Below are 19,205 nucleotides of genomic sequence, written 5' to 3' on the forward strand. Positions count from 1 at the left end.
AGTTACATTAACCCCGGACTCAAATCGGACCGCTACTGAAGGCGGGGGGACGTCGGGGGCAGGCTAATGCATTTGACGCATGATCTTTGAAGGGCTTATGTGAGCTGACCGCGTGTTCAAGGGAAAACGCGATTCGTATTTGACATGTTGAACTGCATGTCGCCACTCTGATGCGCGCTTGATTAGTGCGCGCCGCCCTAGCTTGAATCCCCTTCGCGATTGGGCTGATGCTCGAAATGTTCCGCTTTGAACGCATCGATGTCGCCGACGTGGCGAGATCGATGGATCATCCTGTGGCAATTTGAGCAGAGCACAGCAAAATCTTTCACAGGATCGAGTTCCGTCCGCATCTTCTCTAACGTCGATACCGGTCTTAGATGATGTGCTTCTATGTACCCGTCGCCAATTGACCCATATCTTTGCGTAAAGTTCATCCCGCATACCTCGCAACTTGGTCCTTTGGCCTTCTTCACCTGCTCAACTAATCTTTGATTGCGCTCTACTCGCTTATGTATCCGAAAGCGCGAAGGGTCCTCGTAAAGTGGTATTTTTCTTGCCTTCTCGTCGATTTCGTCATCTCGATCAAGGCTGGTTTCAGCGAAAATAAGCTTGTCGTAGATGCGTAATGCTTCGATTAGATCACTCACGATTTTCGAGTCATCAGGTATTTCGGCAGAGCGGTAGATCTTTGCGCAAATGATTCCCGCCTCGTAGAACGAACTGTCGTTCGCAGGGCTTGATGGAGCGAGATCGATGGAGTCGAGTGGTAGCGCTCCTCGAGTGTTTCCCAGCATCGCTCGGAAGTGCTCTGCGCGCGCTAGCAACGCGGTTTTTGCGTCGGACCTATAGCTTTCTCTTGCCTCCGTCATGGCTTGGCCGACGCAGACGTACACGCCTTCCATATCTTCACGGAAGAGGAGGCAAACGTAATAGCCTGACTGAGCTGAGCGCGTGACGATGGGATTGAACAGAGCGATCCATGGGCCGCGTGCCCAATTCCCCTGGCCAGCACTTCCTTTAACTAGAAGCCCGTTAGACCGTTCGCCAAGTTTTTTCATGATCAGTGCTGGAAGATCGCTGCGAATGTTGCTTGCCAGGGGGTGCCTAGCAAAATCTGATTTCGAAGCCTCGATGTATTCCGCCAATACCCGTGCTATCACTCGCGAAAGAGCGGTGCTGTCTCCGTTGTCAATCGCAATCTCGGATCCGTCATCAATATTCGAATGAGTCCACTCCGTCCAAGCGTAGCCGACATCTTTAAGGCGCTTTCGAGCGCGGCTTATTAGATCGGCGTCGAAATGCTGTAGCCACTCCGATTCGAGGACTAGAGCCTCAACGGTGAGATCCGGCCTGCCGCGTGTAAATAACTCGACGAAGCCCGTTGAAACCGATGCTCGGCCAAGAAGGCGCGATACTGCATCGTATCCGCCACTGCTGTTAAGCATTCGCACCATTTCTGTGGGCGAGTAGCCGATACGTTTTGACGTAGCGGCAGCTTCCAAGAGGAAGCGGGTAAAACGCTCATTCTCTGCTGGATTCATGCGCAGGCTCGCTTGCCGATTGTGAGCGTCTGCTCGAGGTACAGACGTGCGCAAGCTTTCTCGACAATGCGATGGGGAGAACGGCGCTTTCCTCGACCCGCCACTGTCACATCAATTAAAAGCATGGTTCGCCCCCTCCTGATAGTCCGTCCCGAGGCGACGCGAACTTGCGTGGTCGTCGGCCGATACGCGCGATCTTTCGCTGTTTCCCCGCCTGGGATGAGAAGTATCTCAACTATTCACGACTGTGCAACCTAGAAGTTAATAAACCGTCTGTGAATTTTAAATATCTATTAAAATCAGTCGCCTATTGCTTTTCTATCACTCGCTATTTCCCACGCAATGGGCGTCGGTGAGTGCAATAGAAGCCCGGCCGTGTGTCTGATTGACCCCATTGCGCGCCGTGGTTGTCGGCGCGTTGTACCTCTTAGGCATCCTCACCCTCATACTCACGCTTCTAGGCGTTGAAGGTTCCCCTTTCTGGCAACCCGCCTGAGACTACCGACGAGCTCCGGCGTTGCCGCATTCGCTCCACGCGTCTGGAATAGCCAAACTCGTCGCCGGCTCGCTGTCATAGCGCCCACGGCCGCATGGGTCGTAGCACTCCTCCCGCTCCTCCGATATCCCCCCTGATTCGAGCCAACAGCCTTGGTCGCGGTGCGGCCCTAATGCTTCCCTGACGGCTTTTCGTCGATGGATGATCCCGAGGAAGGATACGTCCAGTTTCTATGGTTGGTGCCGCTGCACACGGACGAGGCCACCCCGATTCATTCCCAAGGCTGGGCAGGGTTTAAGCGGTTCTTAGCTCACGAGAACATCTATTACACTGATTGCTGGCGGTCGGTTTAACGGCAATGCCAGGCCGCAAGCATGCTGGCGCTTGCGTTTTGATGCGGCCAGCACAACTACTTTCCAAGACCGCCGTGGCTCATCACCGGGCCTTGCGCCTGCGCTTGGGTCTGACTGACCTGCTGGCTCTGAGTTTGTTGCTGTTGCGCTTGCTCAAACTGCTTCATGGCTTGCGGCCACTGGGCACCGCTCTGCTCCATCGGTGTCATCGCCTCGGCCGTAGGCACACTGGTCCGCAAGTCGAACAGATGGTCCGTTCGCCCCGGTGGGGTTTGCACCGACCACAGCCGCTGGCCGTCAGTGGAGAGTGCGACTTGGTCAATGCGATGAAGCCCATCGGCGCGCGCTTGCACCGCCGCGGCTGAAGCCAACTGGTCGGTGTGCACATCGGGGGTGCGACCGAGGCTTTTATCCAGCGCCACCACATGGCCGCGGGCTTGTTGGTAGAACGCGTGGTCAGGATGGCTGGGGTTGTCCAGTCGGTTGGGCGCCACCGGCACATGCTGGAATTGATTCGGGCCGTCCGCGGTGTGGTCGAAGCGATGGGGTACGGCCGGCTGCGTGCTGCTGTCGAGGTACGGGACCGATTGTTTGGAGGGCGCCAAGTTGAGGCCCGCCTTCTCCATCATGTCTTCGTAAAGTCCCGCGTGCGCCATGTTGATTTGCACCTGGGGAGTGACGCCATGAGGGTGGACGGCGGCGCGCTCTTCCGCGCCGATGACGGCTACGGCCCAACCGGCGTAGTAGTTAGGATAATCCTCGGCACGACCGTGGCCTAAGCCCATGGGATTGCGCGTGTCTCCGGGCTGCAAGTGCGCCGCCGTGGGCCGGTCAAAATAGTTATGCCCCATCCCGGTCACATTCACCGGCGTGTGCGGCATGCTCAAATCGGGATTGAGCTGCACATTGGCATGCGGGATAAATCCGGCTCCGTGCGGCTCTATGAAATCAGCTGTCCGCGCAGGTAAGGCGTTGTAGAGGTCAGTGAGTCTGACGCTGCCTTGGTCGTGTTGCACGCGACTACGCAGCGCGTTCCAACCGGCAATTTGCGCGCCGGCTTCGTCGTCACGCCCGCTCTGAATGTGCTGCTCGACCAACGCGGTGTAATCGTGCACCGGGCCGGGCGTAGCCGCTTTTGCGTGCACCTCGGCCACAAAGGCTCTTCGCGCGTGTTCCGCTGCTTCTGCGTTGAACCCATGCTGGACTTCGTGCCCGATGACAAAGGTCAAATCGTGGGGGTTGTAACTGCCGACGCTGTGAGCGCCGCGGGTGATGAGCGATTCGCTGACCAAATTCATGGCGTGATTGGGCGCGTTGAAGCTACCACCCACCCCATCACCCGGTTTGGTGAAGGCGAACGATTCGAGAATGCGGTGGGACGGTTGGAGCGGGTCGGTGGTCGTGGCAGCGCGCTTGATTTCTTCCGCCAAGGCTGGCGACTTGTTGAGCGTGGCCTGTAAGTTATTGAGCATGTCCGGGGTGACCGGATGGCTCGCACCTGCGTTGTCGGCATAGGTCTTGCCGCCAAACTCCGCGACCATCGCTTGCACGCGGAGCACGGCGCCTACGTCAGGGTGCGGGCCAGAGAACGCGGAGCTGGGCAAGGTCATCGTGCCGGCCGTGCGGTCGTAGTTGCCCACGGGGCGATCGGGTGCGTCGGCCGCCGCGAGTGCAAAGCCGTGCAGCGCCCCGCTCGCCGCTTGCGTATCCAGGCGCTGGCTCACATTGGGGTCGGCGGACAAGGCAGCGCGAAGGGCCGACACGTCTGCCGGGCTGACGCCGGGCTGTTGGGCAAATTGCTGGACGGCCGCATCGAGGGCAGGGTGGGGCGTTGCCATGGGCAATCCTTAGTCGGTCAGTGGCCGTCGGTGGTCTGAATGGCGAGCACGCAGGCGGTGCCATTAATGTCCGTGCCGTCCCGCGGAGTCAGGGTCAACACCACATCGCCCTTGCTGAACTCCACCGCCAGGATGCTGCCGATTTCCGAGGGCACCGGTCGCTCGACCCAGCCGTGCGCGGTCAGTGTGCTGCGCAGCCGGTCCAGAGGTAATGCGCACACCGGAGTGGCATCTGCCTTCCGGTCAGGATGGTCGAACCAGAAGCGGAAACCGTTTTTCATAGAGGGCCGGGCATCGGACTGTTGCACCCAATACGTCCATCCCTGGCCCAGGTCCGGACTGTGATAGACCGTCCAGCCCGCGCCATTTTCGGAGTCGGGGCCGAGCGTCACGCCGAAGGCCTGGCCCAACGGTGCTGGCTTGAGCCTGTCGGTGCTGTCCAGGGTCGTCAGGAAGGCCAGCAGGTGGTCGGCGGCCGCACGCGCCCCGGGCAGTGCGTGGACTTCTAGGGAAGACGGCATGGAATGATCCTGGGCGGTGGAAGGGGGCGCGGCATTGGTCTGCACCGCAGGGCGGGCAGGCGTGGCGCAGGCGACCACTAGGGCGGCGCAAAGGCTGGCCATCGCAGCGGCAGGGCGCATCATCGGGTCGGCATCCGTGACTCCTTGGGATTTGGCCATACCATTTCGGTGGCAGGGCTTATCTTAGCGAAGCAGGAGCGGTCCCGCGCGGGGACTAATGCACGGTTTCGGTGTATGAGTAGCTGCCTTCGGCGGGTCGCTGCCGAGTCACGGAGAAAGCCCCGTGACCCGCCCACGGTCTGCATGGGAACATTCAAGCCGCCGGAGATATCGAGGCTCATATGGATCAGAAAAGTGAATACACGCTATCGCTTCGAATTGAAGGTGAATCGATTGATTTCGGAGAGATAGACGAAGCGTTGGGTATAGTGGGCTCTCGGATACTCGTCGATAGGCCGTCAACGCGTTTCCGGGCTAGGCAGAACTACCGGCGATGGGAGGCAGAGGCTTCCCGCTTGGGTGTCAGGTTTTTCGACAACATCAATGACGCCTTCTCCGCACTGGATTGCGCCCGCCTCGCTTCGGGGGTCGCGGATTTGGCTCTGTATGAGGGCGGTAAGGTTTACTGGTGGTGCGGATGCTTTCATGGCGTCACGCCAGCACATACATTGATGCCAAGAGAACTGTTGGGAATTCTCGGAAGAGCCAGGGCTCCAGTTATTCTGGACACCTATTTTTCCCCGGAATCTACCTGCGTCGCCGCGGTATCAGACGTCGAAGACATCGGCGAGCAATTGATCGATGACTTTGGGCACCGATACCGGTTCACACTGACAGATAGTGAACTACCGCCGCCCATTGGTAGTTGGGGAAGCTATTTCGACGATTTTACTGAAGGACTTGAGTCGGTGCTCGGTGGTCTTGCTGACGTGGAGTGCGACGAGGCGCTTCTGCGCGGCGCGGTCAGGCGAATCGTGTGCGAGCATACGCAACATGCGTTTGATGGCGGACCGCAGCTAAGTGCGGAGCAGTCGCTCGCAATTGCTTCGCGGGGCCTGGATCTTGAGATCGTATGGATAAATGACTGAGATGAACGCCATGGCTTGCCCGGCTCATCCAGGGCAGACGTATTGTTTGGCCGGGAGTAGCAGTCAATCGCAGTATTGATCGCACGGCTTGTGTAGGAGAGCGGCGGTTCAGTAGCCGGCTTGTGCGGCTGATTACGCGGAGGATTGATTAATGCAAAGACGTCTCATGTTCGTGACCAAGGTCTGCTCCGTTCTCGCGGTGGCATGCTTGGTCGCCTGGATATCTTATTGGGCCGGCTTCGCTCAGGCCTTGCAGATAGGCCAGTACAACAATCAAATTCACGACGATGCACAGGCGAACGAATACGACTATCTCGCGAAGAAACTCGCTGCTGGAAAGCTCGACGACGTCGCATCTCACCTGAAAACGGTAAGTGGCATTCTCAAGCAGCAGGTCTCTGTAGAGGGGAGCGAGCGTCTTTCGCTTATGGATCTCCTCGTTCCTGGGTCTGGCATGTCCTTAGTGCGTGATTACAATGAACGTCGGGCCGGTGACGCCTTAGATGCCCAGCGGCATAAGATCGTTCGGTAATGGAGTTTTTCGGAAGCACGCCGCCAAGCAGCATCTCTGAGACAGCAACCTTCAGATACGGAAAACTCTTGTGGCTGGCCTCTGTGCTTTCGGTGGCTCTACTCGCCATGGCTGCCTATGCTTTCTTCAAGGCCGCCATGGTATTCACTTCCGGCGATCTGATCTATTTCTTGGTGGGTATTCCTTTTGTCATTGCATCTGTGACGTTTCCGATGTTTGCTTACCAAGATGTCGTGGTTTCTTCTGAAGGTATTGGTAGGTCGTTCTTCGGCGTCCCAAACGGATTCGTCTCATGGGACCAGATCACAAGCGTGCGCTGCGGGGTCCTCTCCGCAGGTGATCGGTCCGTCAGTAGCTACCATCTCCGTGTGGGTACTCGTGCCCTATTCGGAGGGGTGCGAGTCATGACGATGATCGACGACGTCGATACGTTGGTTGCGAGAATCGGCAGGGAGGTCTTAAAGCGTACGATTCCTGTCACTGCCTGGGACGTTAATACGGTGGTTGTATTGGATCGACTGCCTCCCCCGACGAAGGGAAGGGCAGCCTGGTACTGAGTGGAAGGCGATAGGTTGTCCTTTTTACCGAGTTGCCTTCATCTGGCCGCCCCAAGCACCTGCCGACAGAAACCCACAGCCCCAGCCTGCACGTCCTCAAGATACGGCCGAAACCCCTCGTCGTATGCAGCGAACGCCGCCGCATACTCGCCACCATACTGCTCAAAAGCATCAGCCAAAGCCGCCGCACCGTCCAACGCCAGCGAGCCCCCTTTCCCTGCCGCCGGCGAAGCGCAATACCCCGCATCCCCAACAAGCGCCACCCGTCCTTTCGTCCACGCGGGCATCAAGATCTGCGTAATAGGCCCGAAGTAAAAATTCTCCGCCCGCTCCACTTCCGCGAGCAGCGCAGTGATAGGCCCCTCCATCGTTGCGAATCGATCAAGTACGATGCGCCGCTGCCTATCCTTGTCGCGCCAGTCCACATCCAGCTCGTCTTTCGACGCGAACAGCTGAATGATGTCGGTCTTCCCGTTGTACGTATTCACGGAGACGAACCGACCATCCTCCCCATGCATATTCGATGTGCCTTCCGGCAGCAAAAGTCTGTCGACGATCGTTACCGCCCCATACGCCCCGAGGAAGTGCGCATAGTCTTTCTCCGGTCCGAACCAAAGACTACGCACGTTGGAATGGATGCCATCACATCCAAACACCAGATCGAACCGACGGTCGGACCCCTTCTCGAACGACACCGACATACCCGCGTCGTCCTCCCGCATCGACCGAATACCATCGTTGAACACAAACTCGACGTGACCCTCGACCGTGTCGTACATCAGCCGAAGCAACACATCCCGCTCGATCTCGTAATCGACATCACCCGGCATACCTTCGCCGTCCTTCTCGTCCCGAAACCTCGCTTCGACATGCTCCGGCCCGGAAAACTCCGTCAGCGTCTTAATGATGCGATGCGACTCGATCTGCTCGAATAGCCCCATTCGACGCACGACGTCGACGGTAGCGTCCTTTATATTGACGGGCGTCCCCCCACGCTTGAGAGCCGGTGCCGCCTCTACCACCGTGACCTTATAGCCAAGGCGCCGCATCCAGTAGGCCGTCGCCAACCCAGCGAAGCTCGCCCCCGAGATCAAAACGCTTTTACCCTGTGCCATGTCATCACTCGTGGTCGGCTAGTAGCTGGTATGTGATCCCCTTAGGCAGCCCGGCGCAAGCCCCAGGCGTTATCGCCCCGCTTGACCCAGTTCTCACTCCCCACCACCCCAACCCTGCAACACTCCCCAGACTCGCAACCGCCGTCCACGCGCATCACGCTCCAGACCGAACGGCCCCTTGCGTGCACGTGTCCCGCCGGATCACCGCCCACGGTCCGGCGTTGAGCGGGGTGTGGGGGAGGGGAGCCTCCATGGCCCTTCGTGGGTATCCAGAGGAGCGTTTCCCATCATGCGAGTGCATACCCTGCTGGCAGCCGCCAGCCTGACGGCCTTTGCCGTCGTTTCCCCCGCCTCGGCCACCGATCGTCACCACCTGGCGGGTCCCCAATCGGATGGCCCCACCGCCGTCGCCCGTGCCCGCGTCGCGGCGGACGTACTGATGGCCTCGTACGATCCCGACAAGGCCTGGTTCCCCGCCAGCTGGTGGAACTCCGCCGTCGCCCTGCAGACCATCGGCGACTACATGCAACGCACCGGCGATCGCCGTTACCTCGGCCAGCTGGACAACACCTTCGAGAAGGACAAGGGTGCTTTCCCTGCCGGCGTGCTCTCGGGCGATCCGCTGCTTGGCAACTTCACCAGCCGCGCCATCGATGACTCGGAGTGGTGGGGCCTCACCTGGTTGCAGGCCTACGACCTGACCCGAGATCCCAAATACCTGGACATGGCGGTCACCATTGCCGACTACGTCAACGGCTACTGGGATACGTCCACCTGCGGCGGTGGCGTTTGGTGGGATGGCGAGCGCACTTATAAGAACGCGGTGACCAACGGCCTGTGGATCCGCCTCACCGCCGAGCTGCACAACCGCCTCCCCGGCGACACGCTATGGCTGGGACGCTCGCGCGCCGCGTGGTCATGGTTCCAGAGCAGCGGCATGGTCAACGCCGAAGGTCTGGTCAACGATGGCCTCACCAACGCCTGCACCAACAACGGCCAGACTGTGTGGAGCTACAACCAGGGCATGCTGATCGGTGGCGGCCTGGAACTGTGGCGCGCTACCGGCGATCCCGCCATCCTTGCCAGCGTACGCCGTCTCGCGGACGCCGCCATTGGCCCGAACGCGCTGGTCACCGATGGCATCCTGTCCGAGCGCTGCGACGCGTCCGACCAGACATGCGACGACAACGGCAAGCAGTTCAAGGGCATCTTCACCCGCTATTGGACGGACCTGGTCGACACCACCCACGACCGCCGCTACGCGACCTTTCTCGATCGACAGGCCAACAGCGTCTGGGACAACGATCGCGACGCCGCCGGCCGGCTAGGCACCCGCTGGTCCGGTGCCACCAGCGACAGCCATCCCAACGTGTTCGACTGGCGTACGCAGGCCAGCGCCCTCAGTGCCCTGATCGGCGATATCTCCGCCACGCCCCCGCACGAATCGCTGGCGGCCACGCTGTCGCCGGCCCAGCCGGTCATCATGCCCTCGGCATCGGGCGTCACCTCGGTGGCGCTCGACCTCGGCATCTCCGCCACCGGCGTGCTGCCTGTGCAGGCCTTGACCGTAATCGACACCCCCGCAGGATGGCGCACCACGCCACGCGCCGCCCGTCTCCTCCTGCAACCCCGCGGCAACGCAACACCCGTGTACGGCAACGTTCCCTTGCAGCTCACGGTGCCGGCCATGGCGACCGACGGACACCATGCCGTCACCGCCAACGTCGTGGCCGCCGGCCTGGGCTTCAGCACGCAGGCCGACGTGCTGGTGGCGCACGCGATCGACTTCGACACGGGGACGGTGGACGAGAATCCGTGGCTGGTCGATGCCGGCGGCTCGCAGAGCAACGGCGTGCAGAACCGCTTCGCCGACGGCAATGCGCACTTCACCTATCGGTTCCCGCTTCCGGCCGATACCACGTCCGCCCACGTCACCCTGACCATCGACGCCGAGTACCTGGTGCAGGTCAGCCTCGACAACGCGCACTGGACCACCGTGTTGCAGGAAGAGCGCCCGATCACCGACGGCTCCAACAAGGCCGACCGTAGCATCGACCTGACGCCGTACCTAGGCCAGGCCAGCAACGGCTCGCGGCCGATCTATCTCAAGGTGTCGGATTCCTTCCCCCATGACGGCTGGGGCGGACGCGTGTACCACGTGGCGGCCACGATCGTGCAGTAGCGTTGCGGGCACCTCCGCCCCTGCGTGAGCCGCGGCGGAGGTGCCTTCTTAGGTTGCGGCCATGGGGCAGGGCGCCGGGCAGATAAAGCCGGAGGGATCGGATATCGTTCGCGCTATCACCCCGATCGAGGCCAGGACGATGCGCTTCCCCATTCCGCTCGCGATGCTTGTCGCCTGCCTCATTGCACAGGCCGCCACGGCCAGGGATCTCGGCGTAACACCCCTCACGGGCGAGCAGCGCGACGACATCGCCAGCTACTACGACAACAGCAGCCAGATGCTCAAGGCACTGGCGTACCCCGACGCATACAACAACCTGCGCATGCTGGCTTTCGGCGGCAACCGCAACGGTCCGACGATCGACGGCAAAAGCTACGTCTCGCTGCACGCCTACGGCTTCATCGAAGACCACGGCGGCTATCTCGCCAAGTGGGAAATCAAGGACACCAACGGCAGCCCGCTCTGCGGCATCCAGCCACTGACGTCACTGGTCGATGTGATCGATGCGGGTGACGGCAATGCCTTGGTGATGGTGCCGTACTGGATCGATTGCGACGGCCTCGATCCGGCCACGGTGAAACTGATCACCGTTTACAAGGACACTAAGTACGCGATCCGCGGCAGCCTTCCACGGCAACCGGGTGACGAGATCACGCGCGTGCCGGGCGACAACTTCAAGGCATTGCCGGAGGTAGTGCAGAAAACGGCGATGGCGTATTACGACAAGGTCGAGGCGGCGGTGAAGAAGGCCTCGGGTTGGACGTCTCCGAACTAGAACGGAACGGCATCTCGGTTGAAATGGCCCGCTTTCTCATCCCCGCGACTACAGACAACCGCAAGTTGATTTGTTACGTTCATCACGTCGCCTGCGCCGGGTTTCACACGCACCGCAGGCGACCACCGCATCAAGCGGTGAAGCGCGGCCCAAGGGTGCTACCAACACCCCTGGACCGCTGACCACAACCAACTCTCCAGGAGTCGATCAGTGGCTACCCACGATCATACGGTACTCGCTCGCCCGCCGAATCCCCCCGGCGACACACCCACCGGTTACCGGGCGGTCTGCGTCCCTCGCAGATACGGTTGAAGAACCGCGGCGCCTGCCGTTGGAGTTGAGATTTTTCCCTGCCGAATCACGCGGCGCGCTGTCGCGTGAGCGGCAGAAAGGCGAGCGCCGCTACACACGTCGTCAATCACACCGTCCGGCGCCCGGCCACGGGCAGCCGTGAACCCGCGAATCCGCATGATCCGCGGCACACCGCGTTCCCACGGTGTGCCGCACCTGGAATCGCGAATGACGGTCGAAAGGAGAATGCGATGACTACTTCGAACGAGCATCCGACATCGGACCGGATGTGCTACCACGCCGACCCGGAAGCGACCGCCCATGCGTTGTTGAACCAGGCTACCGAATGGCTGCAATTTGCGCGCGGGCTGACCGGACTACTGGCCGACCTGATCCACGAGGCCGATACCGTGGATTGCAAGCGCATGGCCTTGGGTCTGGAAGCCATTGGCGCACTGACGAACATGGGCGTGCAGTGCGCGGCACAGGCGCATGTGCGGATGTGTTGGGAGCAGGCCCAGAGAGGATGCGAGCTGGGTGACGGAACGGGACGCTAGCTTAGTTCGACCCCAGCTCCGGCGTCGTCTTCTCAAGGATCTTCATCGACTTCGCGTTCTCCGCCTGCCAGGCGGAGATCTCGGCTTTCGTGGTCGGCGTCGATCCTGTAGCCCGTGGTTTGCCGTCGGCCGTGGTGATCGGTGCCTGCGCGTTGGCGGCGTTGCTAGTATCCCGTGTTCCATAAGAAACCGGCGCCACGGCGTGCGACGCGTAGTAATCGGGGTAGGGCGCTGCGGGGCGTGCCTGAACGTCGCGCGCATTCGCCCGGGCGTTAGCCACATTCTGCGAGGTCGATCGGATGATGCCAGCGGACATGTTGCTGAAGACGTGCGGGATATAAAAGCAGACGAACAGCACCATCGCGGCGAAAGCCACGAGCCTGACGGCGATGGACCTCGCCGAGGCCGGATGACTCCTTCGCCTGTGGCGCCTTTCCACCACCCAACTGGGCATCTCGTCCCGCGCCGAGGAAGAGGGCATATCCATCTCCGGGATCGGACCCAGCATGGCGCGGATCTCGGCGCCCCCGATCAGCTGGATCGGCATGTACTTCTCCGCCGAGCGCATCGCATGATTGGTGAACTCGCCGGACGATATGAGGACGGCGCGCTGTGCGCCCTGGGTGTGCATGACGCCGATCAGTTCGTGCACGGCGTTATGCGGCACCTGACCGGTGTTCCAGTGCTTGCACTGCACCACGGTGTACTCGCCGCCGCGGAACAGCTTGAGGTCGATGCCGCCGTCGCTCATCCCGAGTGTGGCCCCGGTACCCGTGTGCTCCACGCGATAGCCCTGTCCGCGGTAGTACTCCGCGACACGGCGCTCGAAGTCGTCCCAGCCCACCCGGGTAAGCGAGTCGTCCCACCGTGAGCGCACGGGCTTCCAGCGGTTACCCATGACTGATCTCCCGGTATGCCGCACAGGCCGGGCGCAACCGCGCCGATACGATCGAAGCCATGTTTTCCCCTTGATGCGCGGTGTGCGGGTCCCGCAGGGATGAGCCGAGCGGTGAAGGAAATGGTACTTACGAAACGTCGCCTTGGGCAATCAGCCTGTAAGCGTTTCCGGCCCGCTCTATTCACCCAGGAAACCCGGATACGTTTAACGGACTAAGGAGCATGGCTTTGGGCCAGAATATCTATTCACAAACCTATTCAGAATCCCGCGGCTTGCCTCTTTCCCGCGTCGATGGGACGGGAAGAGGCCAGCCCTTCGGCCGTCTCGTGCCACAGATGAGTGCCGACATGCTCCTGGTGGGTAAATCCCCGCCATGGCTTTGCGGCGAGTTCGCCGAAGGCCGGTTTCCCGGCATTCCCTGGTTCCTCGATGACCAGCGACCCCAGGGGTTTCTTGGTCGCGGCCTTGCCCAGCACTGGGCGCGAAGGCTGCAAGCACCTCCCGATGTCATGCTGTGGAGCGACACGGTCGTACTCGCTGCCCTGTTGCTGCGCGGGGAGGACATGCCGGGCAACTTCGTCGTTGGCGTCGACGCGCTCGACCGTGCCCTGAAGTCAGGATTCGACACCATCGACGAGCGCTCCCGCGGTTTACGTTACGGTGCCTTTGCCGAGGCCGCACTGTCACCGGTTAGCCCCGGTGCCCTGGTGGCTGGAGAGCAGCCAAAATTCACCGCGTCCGTCATCGACGCCGCAGGGCATATCCGCCACGTCATCGTGAAGTTCAGCGAGCCTGTCGACAGTGGCCCCATGGCGCGTCGCTGGGCGGATCTCCTGATCTGCGAACACCTGGCAGGCAACGTGCTGTCCGAACACGGCCATGCAAGCGCGTCAAGCGAGCTGGTCGAGTCGCAGGGCAGGGTATGCCTTGAGGTCACCCGCTTCGATCGCGTGGGCGCGTACGGACGTCGCGGCTGCGTAAGCCTGGCGGCATGGAGTGATGCGCATGACGGCATCCGTGACGATTGGGCTGCCGCGGCCACGCGTATGCATGGTGGTAACTGGATCGACGAGTTTGCGTTGGACCAGGCGCGGCAGCGATGGTGGTTCGGGCGCATGATCGGTAACACCGATATGCACTTCGGTAACCTGTCGTTCTTCCTCGATGACAGTCTTCCGCTCACGTTGACGCCCAGTTACGACATGCTGCCGATGCTCTACCGGCCTGCTGCAAATGGGGCCATTCCCGTGCGCGACTACACAGCTGCCACGCCATCCCCGCGTGATATGGCCTATTGGCATCGTGCCGCGATGTGGGCCGAGCTGTACTGGGCACGGGTGGCCCAGCATGCGGGCGTGAGTGACGCCTTCCGGCGCATCGCCGATGCAAACGGTGCCGCGGTGCGTGCAGCCATCGAGCGGTTCGCCTGACGCGGTACCGTCAACCGCCAGGCAACTGCATCAACTCCAACGTGATGTTGTCCGGCCCCGACACATACACCACCAGCGTCCCTTGCCTTGGCCCACCGGGAATCGCCTGAGGACTCCCTTTCACCATCCACCCCGCCGCCTCGATGCGCGCGATCGCCGCATGTATGTCACGCACCGCCAGCGCCAGGTGCACAGCACCGATGGCTCCCGCGCTTTCCGGTGCCAAACCATGGCGAGCACCCTGCGAGTACGCCAGCAGCTCGACCATGTAACCACCCGGTGCCCTGACGATAGCCGTGCGCACGAGAGGATCATCGACGCCTGTGACCTGATGCAGGAACGTGCCGCCCATCTCTGACTGCCGCTCGAGCGTGAAGCCGAGGGCCTCCGTCCAGAAGCGTATGGCGTCGTCCAGCGATGACACGACGAAGCCCGTATGGTCGACGGCGATAACGCCTGCGTTGGTGTCCACGGTCTGGTTTTTTCCGGCTGTCATGACGAAGATCGTAGCAGTACTCGTTTCCCGCCCGTCACTTCGTCGATAATCGCCGCCTGCATCGGCGCTACTGCCCAGGCATCCAGTGGAAAAATCGAATGAACCGTACTCACCGTCCCGCAGGGACCGGCTCCCCGCGGCTTTGCCAGGCGCTGCTGGCCGCCGGCCTTTGTGTCTCTCTGTCCCCCGCGTTCGCGCAGGATGCCTCGGGGGCGCCGCTCTCCGGCGATATCCACGCCAACCTGCCCGGCGCACTGGCCGATGACGGCCGCTTCCAGCGCGACGCGATCAACCAGCACCTGATCACGCAGTACGCCGACCAGACCGAAGACGCCGTGGCCACGTGGGCATCGGCGTGGGGCCATCGCGGCCACCACGACGAGGACGGCAGCGCGGCCAGGCTGGACACCAAGGGCAGCGGCGTGATGGTGGGTGCCGACATGGGCGTGGGGGCGCAGTCGCGTCTCGGTGTTGCGCTGGGCGGCGGTCGTGTCTCCGCGGATGCGCGTGACGAGTCGGCCAGTGGCCGCTCGCTGACCGCCGCGATCTACGGCGGCGGCCAGTACGGCAACGTGCTGATCCAGGCGGGCGGGCTCTACACGCGCTACGACGTCGATACGCATCGCACGGTGGTGGACCTGGGTACGCTGGCCGCCCGGCTGGCAGGCAGCATGAAGGGCCAGGCGTTGCAGGGTTTCGTCGAGGCGGCCTACGAGTTCCGCTGGGATACCGGCGGGCTGGCACCGTTCCTCAGCCTGGCGCAGCAGCAGTTGCGCACGGGGTCGGTGAACGAGCGCGGCGGCGTGGCGGCGTTGCATGTGATGAGTGACAAGAGCGACGTCACCTACGGCACGCTGGGCCTGCGCGGCCGCAAGGACTTCGGCGAGGATGGTCGCTTCGGGATATTCGGCAGCGTGGGTTGGCAGCATGCGGCGGGCGATACGCAGCCCGCCAGTCGCCAGCGCTTCATCGCGGGCGGTGCCACCGTCGAGTCGCTGGGTACACCCATTGCGAAGAATGCCGGCGTCGGTGTGGCGGGCATCCGCTTCCTGGCCACGCCCACGGTGACCGTGGATGCGTCGTGGAACGGTCAGTTCGCCAGTGCAGCGAAAGACCAGTCGGCGCGGCTTGCGCTCAACTGGGTGTTCTGACCGCTCAGGGCATCGCCACCGTCGCCGCATGCGCGGCGGTGGCCTGCATCGACTGCATCTGCGCGCGCTGGATCTCGTGGATGTACACGCCGTACATCACGCACAGCATCAGGCCCATGACGATCACCGCGCCTACGGCGGCGACCATGGGCGCACGGCTGCGCAGGTGATCCTCGTCCTCGGCCCAGGGCGGCACGCCACCGGGTAGCAGCACGGGCAGCGGCGGTTCGGGCACCTTGCCCAGGATGGCGCGGATGCGCATGCCGTCGATCAGCGTGACGTGGGGCAGGCGCTCGGCGAATTCCACGGCCGAGCGGCTGAACTCGCCCGAGGTAATGGCGATGACCTGGCTGGCGCCGGCGGCCGGCATGGCGTTCACCAGCTGGCGAACGTCCTGGTGCGGTACCTGCTGGGCCACCCAGTGACGGCACTGGACGATGATGGAGGTGGCGCCGCGAGTGAGGGTCAGGTCCATGGCGTCTTCCGCGCGGTGGCGGCCGGCGCGACCGCCGATGTGCTCCACCACGTAGCCCTGCTCACGGTAATGCGTGGCCACCAGGCGACCGAACTCGTCCCACGGGATGCGTGTCAGGGCGTCGTCGTGCCGAAAACGAACAGGCTTGGTGAACCTCATCGCCGGTCTCCCGGGAGGTCACGCAGCAAGGAAGGGCGCACGCGGGCGCTGTACGGGACTGGCATGGCGGTTGCCCTCGTCCGAGCGTTGCGCACCCCCTTGGCACGTCGCTGGACGGGGTGGAATATAGCGGGTTGTTGCCGGAATTCCTGTAGGCGAAACCCTACATTTGGGGACGCAGTTGTGAACCTGTCTTCACGCGGTGCCGGTAGATTTGGACGTCTTGCCATCCACTCCCTCTTGAGGACATGCCTCCCGTGCCGACCCCGACCCGATCGATCGCCCTTGCCGTGCTCTTGTGCTCCCCGGTGCTGACACACGCCGCCGGCTTCGACTGCGCCAAGGCCGGCACCCCGGTCGAGAAAGCGATCTGCGCCTCGCCGAAGGTGTCCGCGCTGGATGGCGAACTGGGCCAGGCGTTCCGTGCGGCCCTCGCCGCGCATCCCGGCATGGCCGACGCCCTGAAACTGGACCAGCGCCACTGGCTGGCCGAGCGCGATGCCGCCGTGTGGTCGCAGCTGCGCATGGCGCCGGGCAAGCCGCTGCCGGCGACGGTAGCAAGCTACCGTGCACGGATCGACGTGCTCAAGGGCCTGGACACGCCGGCACCGGCGCCGCTGGATCGCATCCGCACGGTGTTGGACAAGGTATCGGACGGATCGCGCGACGTGCTCGACCAGCTCGGCGAGCACGGTGTGCCCATCACGCGATCGACAGACGGCGACGTGGAAAAACCGGGCGATTTTCCGTTCCAGCCGGACAAGACCGTCGCGGCCGCCCTGGCCTCTGCGAACACCACCTACTGGCGCAAGCTGCCCGGCTCGCCGGTGAGTTCGCTGTACGCCATGGAAGGCACGATGCATTGCTGGGACGAGACGCCGTTCCGCATCGACGGGAAAAAGGCGATCGCCGTGCCGACGCCGGTGTCCTGGAGCGGCGACTGCATGTCGCAGCACGACCTGGCGAAGATTGGTGACGACTACGTCGCCCTGTGGCTGGCCTATCCGACCCCGGACGAAATGATCCTGCAGACGGCGCGCTGGGAGGGCAAGGCGTTTGGCAAGGACGCGCGGCTGGTCGCGCGTTTCGATTACACCCTGTCGGTCAAGGGCAGTGCGTGCGCACCGAAGCAGTCGCCGTGCGACGACTTCGCCACGACGGCCATGGCGGCGGTCGCCCGTTACGATCGCAGTCCGATGGCGGCGACACTCGCACGTAACCTCGCTGGCAAGGACAAGGCGACCTACGATGCGCTGGTGGCCGCGGCGAAAGGCGGCAAGGGCCTGGCAACGTCGAACGGCGGCGTGGCTCCCGATCTTCCCGATTTCGGCAGCGGTTACGCCGATGGCGTGATGGCCGGCTACAGCGAGGATGCCGACGTTTTCCCGCTCACCTTCCGCGGCGAGACCCTGCTGGGCTACATCGACCACGGCCATGTCGGCTGGCGCGTCAACAACGACTGGATCGTCTCGGCCTGGCGCCTGAAAGGCGACGCGCTGGAGCCGGTGGCCTCGGTGTATGTCGAGGTGAAGCGGGGCGCCTTCCTGCTGTCGTCGATGGTGCCGGTGCCGCCGCCGGAGGAACACTGAGGCTGACATGCGGCGCTACCAGCGCACGGTGACGCTGATCCGTACGCCCTGGTCCTTCGCGCCGCCGCCGAACATGCCGCGGTAGCTCGCATCCACCGAGGTGCCCTTGCTGGTGGCGAAGGCGATGCCGACATCGGCCACCACCGCGTGGCGCGGTGTCGGCACGCCGATGGCGCGGAACGGATCGCCACCGCTGGCATAACGCTGCGTGTCCACGGGGCGCACGTCGTCGCCCCAGGCCTGCTGCACGCCGACGCCGGCGTGCCCCACCACGCCATCGGCGAACTGCATGGCGCCGCGCACGCCGATCGTGCCGATGTCGACATGGCCGCGGTTGGCATCGACGCGCAGCGCGGCGATGTCGTTGGTCTCGTGGATGGGATCCTGATGCAGCTGGGCCCGCGCGAGGTTGACGAAGGGGGTGATCGAGCCGCGGTCGAAACCGATGCGGTAGCCGCCGTCCAGCCACGCCTGCGCGATACCGCTGTCGTAGCGCGCGGACGCGGTGTTGCCGATGCCCAGGCCGGCCACGCTGGCGCGGCGGTGGCTCTGCAACTGGCTCCATGAATAGCTGACGCCGCCCTGCCAGTGCCACGCACCGTGCGCGCCCGCGGCATACACGCCGACGATGGAGGTCTTGGACTGCACGTCCGCGCCCGGCGTGCGTGCGGTGAGGGTGCCGGCGCCGGCGATCAGGCCGACATGGGCGTCGCCCAGGTCCCGGTCGACGCCACCCAGCACGCCGCCGCCATTGCTGCGCAGGCGTGCGGCCTCGTCGTTACGGTCGTGGTCGCCCCAGTGGCCCCAGGTGGACGTCCACAGGCCGTCGTCCCGCGTGCCGCCTTCTTCCTGCACCAGCGAGTGGCGCAATACGGTCGCGCGGATCTGCCGGGCGTCGTCCAGCATGGCGGTGCGCGTGGAGGTGAGCATGCTGCCGTCGATGACGGCCGCCGCGGAGGACGACGAGAATACGAGCAACCCCGTGCCGGCCCCGAGGGCGGCAAGGATGGGCAGTTTCTGACGTGACGCGCAATGACGGTACGGCGGCATGGGTGCTGGATTTCCCCGGTGAGGCGACGGGGAACCGACGCACGTCGGCCCCCGGGGTTATCGCAGCAATGCCTGTGCCAGCGCGTGTGAAGGCCTTCACATACGTGAGGC

At 63.0% G+C, this 19,205-nt stretch carries 17 protein-coding genes; 9 read left to right on the forward strand and 8 right to left on the reverse strand.

Annotation, left to right across the window (positions count from 1 at the left end; all coding sequences use genetic code 11):
- Window positions 1-197: 197 nt before the first annotated feature.
- From QRN34_RS17810 to QRN34_RS17820, 3 genes are all read right to left on the reverse strand, one after another.
- Window positions 198-1,541 (reverse strand): DUF3578 domain-containing protein, encoded by a 1,344-nt coding sequence (locus QRN34_RS17810; protein WP_285406582.1) that lies wholly within the window; start codon window positions 1,539-1,541, stop codon window positions 198-200.
- Between the two features lie 905 nt (window positions 1,542-2,446).
- Window positions 2,447-4,228, reverse strand: a complete 1,782-nt coding sequence (locus tag QRN34_RS17815; protein ID WP_285406584.1) for an XVIPCD domain-containing protein — start codon at window positions 4,226-4,228, stop codon at window positions 2,447-2,449.
- Window positions 4,229-4,245: 17 nt separating this feature from the next.
- Window positions 4,246-4,908: a hypothetical protein gene (locus QRN34_RS17820; protein ID WP_285406585.1), complete on the reverse strand. Its 663-nt coding sequence runs from the start codon at window positions 4,906-4,908 to the stop codon at window positions 4,246-4,248.
- 182 nt (window positions 4,909-5,090) lie between these two features.
- Here QRN34_RS17820 and QRN34_RS17825 point away from each other — a divergent pair, with 182 nt between their 5' ends.
- The 3 genes from QRN34_RS17825 to QRN34_RS17835 all read left to right on the forward strand — a co-directional run bounded on the left by QRN34_RS17825 (window position 5,091) and on the right by QRN34_RS17835 (window position 6,926).
- Window positions 5,091-5,837, forward strand: coding sequence for a hypothetical protein (locus QRN34_RS17825; protein WP_285406586.1), 747 nt, complete (start codon window positions 5,091-5,093; stop codon window positions 5,835-5,837).
- Between the two features lie 151 nt (window positions 5,838-5,988).
- The gene (locus QRN34_RS17830; RefSeq protein WP_285406588.1) at window positions 5,989-6,369 is read left to right on the forward strand and encodes a hypothetical protein; all 381 of its coding nucleotides are present in this window, start codon (window positions 5,989-5,991) and stop codon (window positions 6,367-6,369) included.
- The gene (locus QRN34_RS17835) at window positions 6,369-6,926 is read left to right on the forward strand and encodes a hypothetical protein (protein ID WP_285406590.1); all 558 of its coding nucleotides are present in this window, start codon (window positions 6,369-6,371) and stop codon (window positions 6,924-6,926) included. Before QRN34_RS17830 ends, QRN34_RS17835 begins: the two co-directional genes overlap by 1 nt.
- A 38-nt stretch (window positions 6,927-6,964) precedes the next feature.
- On the opposite strand, the gene QRN34_RS17840 is transcribed toward QRN34_RS17835, so the two are convergent.
- Window positions 6,965-8,041, reverse strand: a complete 1,077-nt coding sequence (locus tag QRN34_RS17840; RefSeq protein WP_285406591.1) for an FAD-dependent monooxygenase — start codon at window positions 8,039-8,041, stop codon at window positions 6,965-6,967.
- A 289-nt stretch (window positions 8,042-8,330) separates the two neighbouring features.
- On the opposite strand from QRN34_RS17840, the gene QRN34_RS17845 reads away from it, so the two are divergent.
- From QRN34_RS17845 to QRN34_RS17855, 3 genes are all read left to right on the forward strand, one after another.
- Window positions 8,331-10,223 carry a glycoside hydrolase family 76 protein gene (locus tag QRN34_RS17845; RefSeq protein ID WP_285406593.1) on the forward strand — a complete coding sequence of 631 codons (1,893 nt, stop codon included), beginning with the start codon at window positions 8,331-8,333 and terminating at the stop codon, window positions 10,221-10,223.
- A gap of 61 nt (window positions 10,224-10,284) precedes the next feature.
- Entirely contained in the window at window positions 10,285-10,998 is a 714-nt protein-coding gene (locus QRN34_RS17850) for a hypothetical protein (protein ID WP_285406594.1), read from the forward strand.
- Between the two features lie 542 nt (window positions 10,999-11,540).
- Window positions 11,541-11,846: a hypothetical protein gene (locus tag QRN34_RS17855; RefSeq protein ID WP_285406596.1), complete on the forward strand. Its 306-nt coding sequence runs from the start codon at window positions 11,541-11,543 to the stop codon at window positions 11,844-11,846.
- Window position 11,847: 1 nt separating this feature from the next.
- Here the strand turns inward: QRN34_RS17855 and QRN34_RS17860 are convergent, their stop codons facing one another.
- On the reverse strand, window positions 11,848-12,744 hold the full coding sequence (locus QRN34_RS17860) for a restriction endonuclease (RefSeq protein WP_285406602.1): 897 nt from the start codon (window positions 12,742-12,744) through the stop codon (window positions 11,848-11,850).
- 227 nt (window positions 12,745-12,971) lie between these two features.
- Between QRN34_RS17860 and QRN34_RS17865 the strand changes: the two genes are divergently transcribed.
- On the forward strand, window positions 12,972-14,174 hold the full coding sequence (locus QRN34_RS17865) for a HipA domain-containing protein (RefSeq protein WP_285406603.1): 1,203 nt from the start codon (window positions 12,972-12,974) through the stop codon (window positions 14,172-14,174).
- A gap of 10 nt (window positions 14,175-14,184) precedes the next feature.
- Here the strand turns inward: QRN34_RS17865 and QRN34_RS17870 are convergent, their stop codons facing one another.
- Window positions 14,185-14,670: a VOC family protein gene (locus QRN34_RS17870; RefSeq protein ID WP_285406605.1), complete on the reverse strand. Its 486-nt coding sequence runs from the start codon at window positions 14,668-14,670 to the stop codon at window positions 14,185-14,187.
- Window positions 14,671-14,768: 98 nt separating this feature from the next.
- Between QRN34_RS17870 and QRN34_RS17875 the strand changes: the two genes are divergently transcribed.
- Window positions 14,769-15,821 carry an autotransporter domain-containing protein gene (locus QRN34_RS17875; protein ID WP_285406607.1) on the forward strand — a complete coding sequence of 351 codons (1,053 nt, stop codon included), beginning with the start codon at window positions 14,769-14,771 and terminating at the stop codon, window positions 15,819-15,821.
- Between the two features lie 4 nt (window positions 15,822-15,825).
- On the opposite strand, the gene QRN34_RS17880 is transcribed toward QRN34_RS17875, so the two are convergent.
- Entirely contained in the window at window positions 15,826-16,455 is a 630-nt protein-coding gene (locus tag QRN34_RS17880; protein WP_285406608.1) for a restriction endonuclease, read from the reverse strand.
- A 257-nt stretch (window positions 16,456-16,712) separates the two neighbouring features.
- On the opposite strand from QRN34_RS17880, the gene QRN34_RS17885 reads away from it, so the two are divergent.
- Window positions 16,713-18,044 carry a lysozyme inhibitor LprI family protein gene (locus tag QRN34_RS17885; RefSeq protein WP_285406610.1) on the forward strand — a complete coding sequence of 444 codons (1,332 nt, stop codon included), beginning with the start codon at window positions 16,713-16,715 and terminating at the stop codon, window positions 18,042-18,044.
- 15 nt (window positions 18,045-18,059) lie between these two features.
- On the opposite strand, the gene QRN34_RS17890 is transcribed toward QRN34_RS17885, so the two are convergent.
- Entirely contained in the window at window positions 18,060-19,094 is a 1,035-nt protein-coding gene (locus QRN34_RS17890) for an autotransporter outer membrane beta-barrel domain-containing protein (RefSeq protein ID WP_285406613.1), read from the reverse strand.
- Window positions 19,095-19,205: the final 111 nt, after the last annotated feature.

This window comes from Luteibacter sp. ME-Dv--P-043b, assembly GCF_030209605.1.
In the GTDB taxonomy this organism is placed as follows: Bacteria; Pseudomonadota; Gammaproteobacteria; order Xanthomonadales; family Rhodanobacteraceae; genus Luteibacter.